Source organism: Pigmentiphaga sp. MLSB6-MA01 (assembly GCF_058793475.1).
The window spans coordinates 148203-161483 of the sequence record NZ_JBXAFV010000010.1 but is presented as its reverse complement, the minus strand read 5'-3'; the positions used below and the strand labels follow the sequence as shown (position 1 = coordinate 161483).

Genomic DNA, 13281 nt, shown 5'->3' with positions numbered 1-13281 from the left:
ATCGGGTTCTCCTACTCGGCGACGCGGGGGAACTGGCCGGTGAAGACCGGCTTGCGGCGCTCGTTGAAGGCGCGCTTGGCCTCGCGGCCGTCGGGCGTCAGGCCCAGGTAGCGCTGCATCGGCGAGCCGGCCTCCATGTGGTTGCTGAAGCCGGCCATGTCCAGCAGCAGGTTGGTCGCGCTCTTGGTGTAGCGGATGGCCAGCGGCGGCAGGTCGGCCAGCGCGGCCGCCAGTTCGTCCACGGCGGCATCGAAGTCCGCCGCCGGCACGCAGCGGTTGATCAGCCCCCACTCCAGCGCCTGCGGCGCGGGCAGGCGACCGCCCAGCAGTGACAGTTCCAGCGAGCGGGCGCGCCCGATGGTGAACAGGAAGGCGCCGCCGCTGTGGTTGCCGGCCTGGATTTCGCGCATCTGGAAGAAGGCGGTGTCGACGGCGACCACGAGGTCGCAGGACGTGGCCAGGTAGACGCCGCCGCCGATGGCCGGGCCGTTCACCGCCGCGACCACGGGTTTGGCGTTGCGCTGGATGCGCTGGCGGGCGGCGACGTTCCAGCGGCCGTAGGCGTCGATGGCCTGGGGATCCGCCTGCCCGGTGAAGCGCAGGTCCTGGCCGGCGCTGAAGATGTCGCCGGCGCCGGTCAGGATGGCGCAGCGGCAGTCCGGGTCGGCCTCGACCTGGTCGAAGGCGGCGACCAGTTCCTGGAAGGTCTGGAGATCGTGGGCGTTCTTGGACGCCGGGCGATCGATGACGACTCGCCAGATGGGGCCGTGTCGGTCGATTCTGATGTGCTGGGGCATGGTGTCTCCTGTCGTGGCCGCGTGCATCGGGTGCGGCGCATTATCTCGACGGGAAACGCCAGGAGGACGCTGCTTTCACCAGTGTGAAAGCTATTTCACATATGTGAAAAACAAGGAGATGAAGCGCGCCGGCGCGGCACGCCCGGGAGGCCTCAGGCGGCCAGTTCGCGGTGCAAGGTTGCCGCGACGCGTTCGAGGAAGGCCCGTGTGTTCAGCCACGCCTGGCCGGGATGTACCAGGGCCGCCAGGTCCCGGGTCATGAAGCCCGCCTCCACGGTCGCGGTGCAGGATCGCTCCAGCGCGGCGGCGAATGCGGCGAGAGCGGGTGTATCGTCCAGTTCCGCGCGCTGCCGAAGTCCGCGCGACCAGGCGTAGATGGAGGCGATCGGATTGGTCGAGGTTTCTCGTCCGGCCTGGTGTTCGCGGTAGTGGCGCGTGACCGTGCCGTGGGCGGCCTCCGCTTCGAAGGCGCGCCCGTCGGGCGTGATCAGCACCGATGCCATGAGGCCAAGGGATCCGTAGCCTTGGGCGACGGCGTCCGATTGCACGTCGCCGTCATAGTTCTTGCAAGCCCAGATGTAGCCGCCCCGCCACCGGAGCGCGCTCGCCACCATGTCGTCGATCAACCGATGTTCGTAGGCCAGGCCGGCCGCGCGATAGGCCCGCGCGAACTCGCGTTCGAAGATCTCCTGGAAAAGCGCGGAGAAGCGGCCATCGTAGGTCTTGATGATGGTGTGCTTGGTCGACAGGTAGACGGGGTAGCGGCGCTGGAGCCCGTAGCGGAACACGGCGCGCGCGAAGCCGGCGATCGACGCGTCGAGGTTGTACATGGCCAGGGCGATGCCCGGGCCGTCGGTGCGGCAGACCTCGCGTTCGAGCGGAGCGCCGCCGTCGTCGGGCGTGAAGCGCAGGCTGAGCGTGCCGGGCCCGGGCAGCTCGATCTGTCCGGCGTTGGAGTGATCGCCGAATGCGTGGCGCGCGATGACGATGGGGCGGTCCCAGTGCGGCACGAGGCGGGGAATGTTGGCGCAGCAGATGGGCTCGCGGAACACCGTGCCGTTCAGGATGTTGCGCAGCGTGGCGTTGGGGCTGGGCAGCATGGCGGGCGAGCCGAATTCACGCATCCGCGCCGCGTCGTGCGTGATGGTCGCGCACTTGACCGCCACGCCGTGGCGCAGCGTGGCATGCGCGGCGTCCAGCGTCACCTGGTCGCGTGTCGCGTCGCGATTGTGTATGCCGAGATCGAAGTACTGCAGCTCGCCGTCCACGTGGGGCAGGATGAGCGTTTCCTTGATCCAGGCCCAGATGACGCGCGTCATTTCATCGCCATCGATCTCGACGATGGGATGGCGAAAGGTGATTTTGCGCATGCGGTCTCGCTCAGCGGTCGTGGCGCGGGAAACCCCCGGGCTCGGCTTCCAGCCAGCGCAGCATCGCATGCCATTCCAGTTCGCCGTAGGGCCTGCGGGTGCCGGGCTGGTAGAGATGCGCGGCGCGCGCCAGCACTTCCTCGGAGGGAAGGCGGACCTGCGCGATACCGCCCGCCACGGCATCGACCTGGGCGCGGCACGCCATCTCGAGCTGGTACATGAGGTTGAACGCCTGCGCGATCGAAGGCGCACAGACCAGCAGGCCGTGGTTGCGCAGGATCATGGCGTTGTGCGGGCCGAGGTCGGCGACCAGGCGGGCCTGTTCTTCCAGGTCGATGGCGGGACCTTCGAATGCGTGTTCGGCGATGTGTCCGTGGAAGCGCGAAGCCGTCTGGGTGATGGGCAGCAGGCCGCAGGCCATGGCCGACACCGCCATGCCCGCGCGGGTATGGGTGTGGATGATGCAATGCACGTCGGGCCGCGCCCGGTGGATGCAGCCGTGGATCACGTAGCCGGACCGGTTGATGCCGTAGGCGGTGTCCGGACAGCGATGGACGTGGCCGCCGTAGTCGATCTCCACGAGGTTCGACGCGGTGATTTCCTTGTACAGCAGGCCGTAGAGATTGATCAGCAGGCGCTCGTGCTTGCCCGGGATCTGCGCGGTGATGTGGTTGTAGATCATGTCGGTCATGCCGTACCGGTCCATCAGCCGGTAGCACGCGGCCAGGTCCGTGCGGGTGCGCCATTCGGCGGCGTCGACCGTGTCTTTGAGCGAAGGGAAATCGGTGGAGTAGTCTGGGCTCACGCAATGCTCCTGCTTCCGCCGCACTGACGGATGATGTAGTCTGCCGCGACAAGTTCGCGGCGGCCGGCCGGACCATCTTAAGGCGGCTTCCCCGCGCGTCGCCATCCAAAATACTTCATCCAGTTTTTAGAAAAACTAATGCTGGAGCATGGCCATGAACCCTCAGCTTCCTCCTTTGAATCCGCTGCGTGTGTTCGAAAGCGCGGCTCGCCACCTGAGCTTCACCGAGGCCGCCGCCGAGCTGCACATCACGCCGGGCGCGGTCAGCCATCAGGTCAAGGCGCTGGAGACCTGGCTGGGCTTTGCCTTGTTCGACCGGACCGAGCGGCCGCCCAGGCTGACGCGCGGCGGCGAGGTCTATGCCAAGGGGCTCAGCGTCGCGTTCGGGCAGATCGTGCGCGCCACGCAGGAGCTGGTGTCGTCGGGCTCGGCGCAGGTATTGACGGTAAGAGGGCACACGACCTTCTTCCTGCGCTGGCTGATCCCGCTGTTGCCCGCCTTCCAGCACGCCCATCCGACGATCAAGATCCGCCTGGCGGCCAGCGTGGACGCGGTGGATTTCCGCCGCGATACCGTCGATGTCGGCATCCTGTACGGCGACGGACCGTGGGAGGGCCTGCGCAGCGATTTGTTGTTCAGCGATGCGCTGACGCCGGTCATGGCGCCGGAACTGGCGGCCGCCCTGCCTGCCGGAGGCAGTACCGGGGCGTTGTTGAAATTGCCGCTGCTGCATTCGAACCGGCGGCCGCAGCACTGGTCCGACTGGATCGCCGCGGCAGGCGCGGCCAGGAAGGTCTCGGCCAGCGACGTCCACTACGAAGACCTGAGCGTGATCTACCAATGCGCCATACAAGGGCTGGGCGTCGCGCTGGGCCAGCTTCGCTACGTGGCCAAGGACCTCGAGCAGGGAATCCTGGTGGCGCCTCATCCCTTCGTGCTGCGCCGCGCGCGCGGCTATCACCTGGTCTGTCCGCAGGCGCGGGCCGACGACTCGAAGATCTGCGCTTTCCGTGAGTGGCTCGTGGCCTGCGGCACGGCCAGGTCGTTAGAAAAGTTCAAGGCCGAGTGAGAAATACTGGTTTGTGCGCGGTGGCGGGCCCCTTCTACGATCAGCGGCAATTCGACGGTCTCCCAAGCAGGGGCCGCCGGTATCCAAGGAGACCTCATGCCGCATTCCGCCCGGATTCCCTCTGCCCCTCCTCCTTTCCTCCATCGACTGCACCAGGGCGCCGGCCGCCTGCTGGCCGGCGTGGCCATGAGCTGTGCCTGTGCCGCCGCCGTTGCCGCATCCTACCCGGATCGTCCCATCCGCATGATGATCCCGTTCCCGCCCGGCGGGCCGAATGACGTGCTGGGCCGCTTGCTGGCAACCGAGGTCGGCAAGGACCTGGGCCAGCCCATCGTCATCGAGAACAAAGGCGGCGCGGGCGGGACCATAGGCGCGGACATGGTGGCCAAGGCGGCGCCGGACGGCTACACGCTGCTGCTGGGCGGCACCGCGTCGCTGGGAATCGCGCCCAGCCTGTATTCCAGGCTGCCCTACGATGCGGTGGCGGATTTCTCGCCGGTGGGCATGGTCGGTACGTCGCCGTCGTTGCTGGTCGTGGGCGCGCGCCAGCCGTTCCGCAGCGTGGGGGAATTGATCGCCCGGGCCAAGGCCGCGCCGGGCAGGCTCAATTTTGCTTCCGCCGGCGTCGGCACGCCGACCCACCTTGCCGCGGAACTGTTCAAGACGATGGCGGCGGTCGACATCGTGCACGTGCCCTACAAGGGAGGCGGCCCCGCCTTGAACGACCTGCTGGCGGGGCAGGTGGAGATGTATTTTTCAGGCATCGTGGCGGCGGTGCCGCTGGTCAACCAGGGATCGCTGCGGGCACTTGCCATCACCAGCGATCAGCGCAGCGAGCTGATGCCCGATGTGCCGACGATGTCGGAGGCGGGCCTGCCCGGGTACGAGATCCAGAACTGGTTCGCGATTTTCGCCCCGGCGGGTACGCCCCAGCCGGTGGTCGATCGCCTGAACAAGAGCCTGTCCAGGTTCCTGGCGTTGCCCGCGGTACGGAGCAAGATGCGCGAACTGAACGTGGACCCGCGCAGCTCCACGCCCCAGGAACTGGCCGTCTACCAGGGCAAGGAGCTCAAGAAGTGGTCGGCGCTGGTCAAGCAGGCAGGGATTACGCCCGAGTAGCGAGGCCGATGCGCCGACCGTCTCCAGGACCGCTTATTGCGGTTCGATCCCCGCTGCCTGGATCACCGGCTTCCACTTCGCCGTTTCCGCCTTGATGCGGGCGGCGAACGCGTCGGGCATTTCACCCAGCGGCGTGATGCCGGCGTTCTCGAGCTGCGCGCGGAAGGACGGCTCGTTGATCATCTTGCGGCCTTCCTCGGCCAGCCTGGCGACCACGTCAGCGGGCATGCCCGCGGGACCCATCAACCCGTTCCAGGTGTCGACCTCGTGGCCCGGGTAGGTTTCCGCGATGGTGGGAACCGACGGCAGCTGCGGCAGGCGCTTGTCGCTGGAGACCGCCAGCAGCGTGAGCTTTTCGGGCGTCTTGGCGTAGGACATGACTTCCGAGACGCTGGCGCTGTACATGTCGATCTGGCCGGCCAGCACGTCGGCCAGGGCCGGCGCGCCGCCGCGGTAGGGAACCGTGGTGGCGGTCACGCCGACGCGGCTCAGGAACAGCAGCGCCGACAGATGGGTCAGCGTGCCGTTGCCGCCGTGGCCTACGTTCAGCTTGCCGGGGTTGGCCTTGGCATAGTTGACGAGATCGGTCACGGTGCGGAAGTTGCGCTGGGGATTGACCGCCAGCACGAAGGGGTTGCCGCCCACGTTGATGATGGGGGCGAGGTCGCGTATCGGGTCGTAGCGGATCTTGTTGGTCATGGGCGCCGTGACGATCTGCGTCATGGTCGCCATGAACAGCGTATAGCCGTCGGGCTGGGCGCGCGAGACCTGTTCGGCGGCGATGGTGCCGGCCGCGCCCCCCTTGTTGTCCACGATGAAGGGCTTGCCGAACACCTTGCTCATGCGTTCGGCCATCATGCGGGCCATCATGTCCGTATTGCCGCCGGGGGCGAACGGCACCACGATGGTGACCGGCCGGCTGGGCCAGGCATCGGCGGCCAGGGCGGCGGCGGGACCCGCCGCGATCGCGGCCGCAGCGAGGCCCAGGGGAACGCGGCGCAGCCATTGCTGGAGGGGTTTCATGGTGTTGTCTCCTTCATCGGTCGTCATTGTTGTCGATGGAGCGGGCCGTCGTTCGATGCGAGCGCGGCCGGCGGCCGGATAACGGGCGCGCAAAGGGTCTCCCGAGCGCGAATGCGCCGCGGCGATGCCGATGGAAAGAGCCCCCTTCCGCGCCGGATTCCTACGTGCTGGGCTGGCGGGCGCCGGAACCGCGGCGCCCGTGCTCAGTCTTTTTGTCCTGCGTTTTTCTTGCCGTCCTTGGCCGCCAGCACCGCGGCGGGCGGCTGGACGACGAAATGGGCGAGGCGGTGCCGGTCGAACGACTCCAGGTTGCGTTCCCAGGTCTGCGGCTGGTGGTCGGCGGTAACCGGGATCTGGTCCATGTCGGTATAGATCTCGACGTTGTTGCCGTCCGGATCCTTGAATACCAGGAACCAGTTCGAGCCGGGGCCGTGCTGGCCGATGCCGCGTTCGATCGTCACGCCCAGCTGGCGGGCCACGTCCACGGCGCGGCGCATTTCCTCGACCGATTCGACGTAGTACGAGAAGTGCTCGAGGCCGGGGCGCGTGTAGCGAGGCAGATCGTCGCGGTCGGCGGCGTCATCGGGGATGCGGGACAGGGCCAGGTCGTGGTGGTCTTCACCCGCCCGCAGGAAGACCATCTGGTCGCCGATGCGGTCGGAGACGCGCAGGCCCATGACCTCGGTATAGAAGCGCGTGGAGGCGTCGAGGTCGCGCACCATCAGCACCAGGTGCCCGAGCTTGCGTGTACGGATGGGTGCGACCGGTTGCTGGTCAGGGGATGTCACGGCTGCCTCCTTGCGGGCCCGCGGCCCGGTGGCATGGTAGGGGTGGGATCGTCGGCATGTCGTCCTACCGGCTTTCCTGTACGACGGTGTTTTCGATCGTACCGATGTTCTCGATCCGCGCCACCATCGTGTCTCCCGCCTTCAGGTACACGCCGCGCCCCATGCCCACGCCGTCGGGCGTGCCGGTGGCGATGAAGTCGCCGGGATGCAGGGTCAGGATGCGCGACAGGTAGGCGATCTGTTCGGCCACCGAGAAGATCATTTCCGAGGTGCTGCCGTCCTGCATGGTTTCGCCGTTGACCGCCAGCGACATGCGCAGTTGCTGGGGATCGCCGATGCAGTCCGCCGGCACCAGCCACGGACCCATGGGACCGAAGGTGTCGAAGCTCTTGCCGCGGAACCAGTCGTGCGTGAACGGATAGTCGGTGCGGCGGTTGAGGTCGCGGGCGCTGATGTCGTTGAAGACGGTATAGGCGGCGATGGCCGACAGCGCATCGTCGACCGACACGTGGCGGCAGGTCTTGCCGATGACCACGCCCAGTTCCACTTCCCAATCGAGACGGCTGGTCTCGGGCGGCATCTGGACGTTTTCGCCGGTGGCGACCACGCTGGTTTCGGCCTTCATGAAGATATAGGGCTGGCTTTCGCTGCGCGCCGCCAGCTTGGTGCCCATCTCGTCGGCGTGTTCGTAGAAATTGGAAGCCGTCGCGAAGATGCGGCGGGGCTGGTAGGGGACCGCATAGGTGGCGCCTTCCACCGCGGCGAGCCGGCCGCTCGCGGCGAGCTGGGCGGCGCGAGCGGCCATCGTGGCGACCAGCGGGCCGCTGCCGGCCCAATCCGCGATCAGCGCGCCTATGCCTCCCGCCACGCGGGCCGGGTCCACGTCGCAGGCCTTCGCCAATTGAGCCAGGTCGTACAGGGTGTCGTTGACCACCAGGCCAGGATGCTTGCTGCCGCCGCGCTGATAAGTCGCCAGACCGTGCCAGTTCACGGGATCTCCTTGTTGCTGTGTATAGGGAAGCCATGGGACGGGCTGGCGGCGTCGCCAGGGTCGTCCCTCGGTTAGGAATACTTTAAGATCATCGTGTATACACGTCAACATGTTTGAAATAATATTTTTGCCAAGTGTGTTCCAAATCAGAAGCAAGAATGTCCGGATGCCGTTTATGTTCATGGCGGGATAGGCGCCGCGTATAATCCGCCGGCATTCGATGGTCCATATGGAAGGATGCTCTCGTGACCACCATTGCCGCTCGGATCAGCCAGTCGCTGGCTGACGAGATCATTGCGGGTACCCTGGCCCCTGGCGAGAAGCTCGAAGAGCCTTCGCTGGCCGAGCGCTTCCAGGTATCGCGCACGCCCATTCGCGAGGCGCTCCGCCTGCTCAATGCCCGTGGCCTGATCGAACTGGTGCCGCGTCGGGGCGGCGTGGTGGCCAACGTCAGCGCCGAACAGCTTGCCGACATGCTCGAGGCCCTGTGCGAGCTGGAGTCCCTCTGCTGCCGGATCGCCACCCAGCGCATGAGCGCCATGCAGCGCCGCCAGCTGGAACTGCTGCACGAAGAAACCCAGCGGGTGGCCGGGCGCGGCGATGCCGATGCCTATCTCCGGCTCAATGCGCGCTTCCACCAGCTCATTTGCCAGGGCACGCAGAACCAGACCCTGGTCGCGCAGGTGGAGAACCTGCGCGACCGCCTCGCGCCGGTCCGTGCCGCGCAAAGCGGCGTCGAGCGCCGTTTCGAGACCTCGCACCGCGAACATGAGAAGATCGTGGAAGCGGTGCTGGCCGGGCAGCCCGAGCAGGCCTACCTGGCCATGCGCAGCCACACCACCCGGCTGACGCTCCACGTGATGGAGCAGATCGAAGCGCAACGCGCCGGAGTTCACGGCTGACCGCCCTCCCCGGGGGCGGGCGCCTCAAGCCAGTGCGGTAGGCAATGGCGCCTCGTCTCCCAGTCGGATCTGCTCGCGGCAAAGTCGTTCGAGCAGGCGTGCCTTCACGGCCTGATGCGGCGCGGACGTCCAGAGATTGGCCGTTTCCGCCGGATCCTGGTCCAGGTCATAGAGTTCGCCGATTTCGTCGATGTCCGACACGGACAGGCGATAGCGCGGGTCCACCAGGCTCCTCACCCTGAACGAACGGCCCTGGTCGAACTTGTGCATGACCTGCTCGCTCTCGACCACCATGGTTCGCCCGGCGGGTCTCGATGGGGCCAGCAGATCGATGCCCTGCATGCCGTTGTAGGGATTGATGCCGGCGCGGCCCAGCACGGTGCGGCCGATATCCACGGTGCCGGCCATGTCCCGGTCGACGGCGTGCGGCGGCCTGTCGGCGGCGGGATCGCGCCAGATGAAAGGTACGCGGATCAGGCCCTGGTAATGCAGGGGACCCTTGAGCATCAGGCCGTGATCGCCCATCCAGTCGCCATGGTCGCTGGTGAAGAGGACGACCGTATTCCGGTCCTGGCCGCTTTCCCGCAGCGCGGCCATGATGCGGCCGATCGCATCGTCGATCATCGAGATCATGCCGTAGGTCAGCGCGATGATCTCCCGCGCTTCGCGTTCGGTGACGCCGAACGGTATATAGCCTTCGCGGCTGTACCGACCCTGGGCGGTGTCGCGATGCACCGACGAGACCAGAGGAGTCGAGCCGCGGTTCCAGAAGGAGGCGGGCAGCGCGATGCTGTCCGGATCGTACATGTCCCAGTATTTTCCGGGCGGCGTATAGGGATGGTGCGGATCGGGGAAGGAGCAGGCCAGGAAGAAGGGCTTGTCGCCGCTGCCCCGATCCTGGCCGGACAGGAAGCCGGTGGCTTCGTCCGCGATGTACGAGGTCGGATAGAGCGATTCCGGTACGCGCGTGCGCCATGCCTGCGGCGCGCTGTAGCGGCCGTCGGGAATGGCGTGCTCCCTGCCGCGCAAGCGGTTTGAGCCCGGATGGCGGGCTTCCAGCCAGCGCGCGTAGTCGGCGCCGACCTGGTCGCCGTGGAAAGTGCACAAGCGCACGTGGTCGAAGCCATAGAAGGGCAGGGAGACCGTGTGCCCCGGGTTTTCTTCCCAATAAGGGGTCCATTCGTTGTCGTAGGCGGCCCCCGCCCGGGCGCGAGTGCCGGCATCGCGCAGGGCGGCCGGGGGATCCAGATCGCCCAGTCCCGCCGTCCAGCGCTTGCGGCCCGGACCGTCGTGGCCCATGTTCTGCAGGTGGGACTTGCCGATCAGCGCGGTGCGGTAGCCGCCGGCGCGCAGCAGGTCGACGAAGGTCGTCGCATCGCGCGACAGCGCGATGCCGTTGTGCCGGACGCCATGCAGGGACGGCATGCGCCCCGTCATCAAGGTGGCCCGGTTGGCCATGCAGACAGGACTGGCCACGTAGAACCGGTCGAAGCGCGTTCCCTGCGCGGCCAGCGCATCGATGTGCGGTGTTCTGATGGCGGGGTTGCCATAGCAGCCCAGGTGGTCGGCGCGATGCTGGTCGGTGATGAACACCAGGAAGTTGGGGCGCGGCGTCATTGGCCTTCCTCCAGGCCTTCGCCGCGGATCAGGGTCCGCCACTTTCCGGCCTCGGCCCGCAGGTCGGCCAGCAGCGGCGCGCCTGTCCTGCCCGATGGCACCATGCCCTGCGCCGCATAGCGCGAACGGCTTTCCTCCGAGCCGAGCACCTCGCCGAAGACCCGTTCGATGCGCTCGGCGACGTCGCGGGGCAAGCCCTTGGGCGCGGCGAGCAGCAGCCAGTTGTTGGCGAGCACGTCGGGGATGCCGGCCTCCTTGACGGTCGGCACGTCCGGCATGACGGCCAGCCGTTCGGGCGCCGAGACGGCCAGGGGAACGACCTGGCCGCCCTGGACCTGTCCCGCGAGCAGGCCGGCGGCACCCATGAACAACTGGACCTCGTTGGCCATCAGCGCCTGCACCGCGGGCTGCGCGCCGCGATAGGCGACGTGCGTGATGGGCAGGCCGGTGGCTTTCGCCAGCAGGATGCTCGACAGATGAGGCGTGGTGCCGACGCCGGGCGACCCGAAGTTCAGCACCCGTCCGGTCCTGGCCGCGCCGGCGCGCAAGGCTTCCCAGTTCTTCGCGTCCTGTTGCCGGTTGGTGAACAGCACGGCGGGAATCTCCGCTACCTTGATCAGAGGCTGGAGTTCGCGCAGGGGATCGAAGGTCTCGCCCTTCTTCAGGAAGGGATCGATGACGATGTTGTTGGTGGCGGCCACGACCAGCGTGTAGCCGTCAGGCTTGGCCGCCGCGGCGCTTTGTACGCCTATCGCACCGCCGGCTCCCGACTTGTACTCCACGACCAGGGGTTTGCCGAAGGCCGCTTCGAGTTGCGGCTGGATGAGGCGCACGGTCAGATCGACCGGCCCGCCGGGGGTGTATGGAATAATGATGCGCATGGGTTTGTCCGGGAACGCCTGGGCGCCGGGTGGCGCCAACGCCAGCCACGGGCCCAGCAGCAGGCAGGCCAGCACCGGGCCCTTGGCCCCGCGGCGCGGGCGTCTTGCCAAAGTAGATAGCATTCGATTCGTCTCCGATTCCGATCCGGCGGCAATATGTCGCCCCGGTCACAAGTTTGTGAAGCGGGCCCTTCGAATGCAATGCATGCCCGCTTCTCTCCATAAGCAATTCTTATGAACACACGGCATCTCGATTTCCTCCGGCTGGTGGTGGAAAAAGGCGGGTTGTCGGCCGCCGCGCGCGAGGCGGGCGTGACGCAGCCCGCCATCAGCCAGGCGCTCCAGGCCCTGGAACGGGAGCTGGGCATGCCCTTGATGACGCGTGTCGGCGGCCGCGTGCTACCGACGCCGGCGGCGCATACCCTGGCGGCGCAATCGAGCCGGTTCGACATCACCATTCGCCATCTTCGGGAGACGCAGGAGCCGTCGCTGCCCGCGCGTGGCGTCAGGCTGGGCATCTCGGCCGGTGCGGCTCTTGCCTATGGTCCCTGCCTGGTATCCGGCTGGGCCGGACAGGGCGACGTGGCGCCCCTGCGCATTTTCAACGGATCGTCGCAGGAACTGTTGCTGTCCCTGGAGGCGGGTGACCTGGACCTGGCGATATGCCCGCGGCCTCGCAGCGCGGCGTATCCGCATCTGCTCGAAGTGCCCCTGTTCAGGAACGAGCCGGCCATTTTCTCGCGCAAGGGCCATCCGCTGGCCCAGGCCGGGTCGCTGATGGAACTGCGCGATGTGGGCTGGGTGGTGGTGGGCAAGGACCGCTCGCCCGGCGGCATGGCCGAGGAAGCATTCCGGGTCCGCAAGCTGGCCGGACCCCGCATTGTCGCGCAGTGCCCGGATTACCTGACCCTGATGACGGTCGTTTCACAAGGCGACCTGATGGGCATCATTCCCATGCAGAAGATCGCCGACAGTTTCGGCGGCGCGCCGCTGCAGCGCCTGATGATCGTCGAAGGACTGCCGCAGTACGACGTCTGCCTGTATCGCTATCCCGGGCCCATCGAGGATCCTGTCCGGCGGCTCGAGGCAGCGATACGCGAACTGGCCGAGGCCGGATGAGGCGCGCCGCCCGTTTCGTGTACTCTTGCCCCTGGCCTGACATCGTTCCCGAGCCCACCATGCAACCGACCGAAGCCCTCCGCGCCGCCTTCACGCCCAGGCAAGTCCTGCGCGCCTCCATCAACGTCGGCAATCCCATTCTTGCCAGCCGCGACGACGAACACGGCGCGCGCGGGGTGTCCGTGGACCTGGCGCGGGAACTGGCACGGCGGCTGGGCGCGCGGCTGGAACTGGTGGTCTTCCCGTCGGCCGGCGAGTCGGTCGAGGCGGTGGCCGCCGAGCAGGCCGACATCGGCTTCTTCGCCATCGACCCCAAGCGCGGCGAGCACATTGCCTTTACCGATGCCTACGTGGTGATCGAAGGCGCCTACCTCGTGCGCGACGGCTCGCCCATCGTCGCCCATGCCGACGTGGACCGGCCGGGCGTGCGGGTCACGGTCGGCAAGGGCAGCGCCTACGACCTCTACCTGAGCCGCAGCCTGCAGCAGGCGGACATCGAGCGGGCGCCGACCTCGCCGGCCGTGGTCGACGTGTTCCTGGAAAGCGGGGCCGACGTGGCCGCAGGCGTGCGCCAGCAGCTCGAAGCCGACGCGGGGCGGCTGGGGGGCGTGCATCTCCTGCCCGGACATTTCATGCTGATCCGGCAGGCCATGGGCCTGCCCAAGTCGCGGGGCGGAGCCGCCGGCGATTACCTGCGGGCTTTCGTCGAGGAAATGAAGGCGTCGGGCTTTGTCCAGCAGGCGCTGGCGCGTCACGGGATCACCGGCGCGGCGGTGCCCCGCGCCGGGAACTGAGCGCCG

Annotated in this window: 13 protein-coding genes; 5 read left to right on the top strand and 8 right to left on the bottom strand. The window is 67.5% G+C overall.

Translation table 11 applies throughout. The features are described from left to right. Positions 1 to 11: 11 nt before the first annotated feature. From AC1Q6E_RS17525 to AC1Q6E_RS17515, 3 genes are all read right to left on the bottom strand, one after another. Positions 12 to 797 carry an enoyl-CoA hydratase/isomerase family protein gene (locus tag AC1Q6E_RS17525; RefSeq protein ID WP_296559377.1) on the bottom strand — a complete coding sequence of 262 codons (786 nt, stop codon included), beginning with the start codon at positions 795 to 797 and terminating at the stop codon, positions 12 to 14. A 152-nt stretch (positions 798 to 949) separates the two neighbouring features. Then, a complete protein-coding gene (locus AC1Q6E_RS17520; protein ID WP_492573183.1) occupies positions 950 to 2167 on the bottom strand; it encodes an NADP-dependent isocitrate dehydrogenase in 1218 nt (405 codons plus the stop codon). Positions 2168 to 2177: 10 nt separating this feature from the next. Then, a complete protein-coding gene (locus AC1Q6E_RS17515; protein WP_296559373.1) occupies positions 2178 to 2972 on the bottom strand; it encodes a class II aldolase/adducin family protein in 795 nt (264 codons plus the stop codon). A 154-nt stretch (positions 2973 to 3126) separates the two neighbouring features. Between AC1Q6E_RS17515 and gcvA the strand changes: the two genes are divergently transcribed. Then, positions 3127 to 4041, top strand: coding sequence for a transcriptional regulator GcvA (gcvA, locus tag AC1Q6E_RS17510; RefSeq protein WP_296559371.1), 915 nt, complete (start codon positions 3127 to 3129; stop codon positions 4039 to 4041). Between the two features lie 96 nt (positions 4042 to 4137). Continuing rightward, positions 4138 to 5160 (top strand): Bug family tripartite tricarboxylate transporter substrate binding protein, encoded by a 1023-nt coding sequence (locus tag AC1Q6E_RS17505; protein WP_492573182.1) that lies wholly within the window; start codon positions 4138 to 4140, stop codon positions 5158 to 5160. Positions 5161 to 5193: 33 nt separating this feature from the next. Here AC1Q6E_RS17505 and AC1Q6E_RS17500 read toward each other — a convergent pair whose 3' ends face one another. The 3 genes from AC1Q6E_RS17500 to AC1Q6E_RS17490 all read right to left on the bottom strand — a co-directional run bounded on the left by AC1Q6E_RS17500 (position 5194) and on the right by AC1Q6E_RS17490 (position 7962). Next, positions 5194 to 6183, bottom strand: coding sequence for a Bug family tripartite tricarboxylate transporter substrate binding protein (locus AC1Q6E_RS17500; protein ID WP_152798429.1), 990 nt, complete (start codon positions 6181 to 6183; stop codon positions 5194 to 5196). A 203-nt stretch (positions 6184 to 6386) separates the two neighbouring features. Next, complete coding sequence (locus tag AC1Q6E_RS17495) at positions 6387 to 6971, bottom strand: VOC family protein (protein WP_296559366.1); 585 nt, start codon at positions 6969 to 6971, stop codon at positions 6387 to 6389. Between the two features lie 64 nt (positions 6972 to 7035). Next, on the bottom strand, positions 7036 to 7962 hold the full coding sequence (locus AC1Q6E_RS17490; protein ID WP_296559365.1) for a fumarylacetoacetate hydrolase family protein: 927 nt from the start codon (positions 7960 to 7962) through the stop codon (positions 7036 to 7038). Between the two features lie 245 nt (positions 7963 to 8207). Here AC1Q6E_RS17490 and AC1Q6E_RS17485 point away from each other — a divergent pair, with 245 nt between their 5' ends. Continuing rightward, positions 8208 to 8864: a GntR family transcriptional regulator gene (locus tag AC1Q6E_RS17485; protein WP_296559363.1), complete on the top strand. Its 657-nt coding sequence runs from the start codon at positions 8208 to 8210 to the stop codon at positions 8862 to 8864. Positions 8865 to 8888: 24 nt separating this feature from the next. On the opposite strand, the gene AC1Q6E_RS17480 is transcribed toward AC1Q6E_RS17485, so the two are convergent. Beyond that, positions 8889 to 10481 carry a sulfatase family protein gene (locus tag AC1Q6E_RS17480; protein ID WP_296559361.1) on the bottom strand — a complete coding sequence of 531 codons (1593 nt, stop codon included), beginning with the start codon at positions 10479 to 10481 and terminating at the stop codon, positions 8889 to 8891. Further along, the gene (locus AC1Q6E_RS17475) at positions 10478 to 11485 is read right to left on the bottom strand and encodes a Bug family tripartite tricarboxylate transporter substrate binding protein (RefSeq protein WP_492573179.1); all 1008 of its coding nucleotides are present in this window, start codon (positions 11483 to 11485) and stop codon (positions 10478 to 10480) included. The genes AC1Q6E_RS17480 and AC1Q6E_RS17475 overlap by 4 nt, the downstream gene beginning before the upstream one ends. Positions 11486 to 11596: 111 nt before the next feature. On the opposite strand from AC1Q6E_RS17475, the gene AC1Q6E_RS17470 reads away from it, so the two are divergent. Both AC1Q6E_RS17470 and AC1Q6E_RS17465 read left to right on the top strand, forming a co-directional pair. Continuing rightward, positions 11597 to 12481 (top strand): LysR family transcriptional regulator, encoded by an 885-nt coding sequence (locus AC1Q6E_RS17470; RefSeq protein WP_296559357.1) that lies wholly within the window; start codon positions 11597 to 11599, stop codon positions 12479 to 12481. 59 nt (positions 12482 to 12540) lie between these two features. Further along, positions 12541 to 13275, top strand: a complete 735-nt coding sequence (locus AC1Q6E_RS17465; protein ID WP_492573178.1) for an ABC transporter substrate-binding protein — start codon at positions 12541 to 12543, stop codon at positions 13273 to 13275. Positions 13276 to 13281 lie beyond the last annotated feature (6 nt).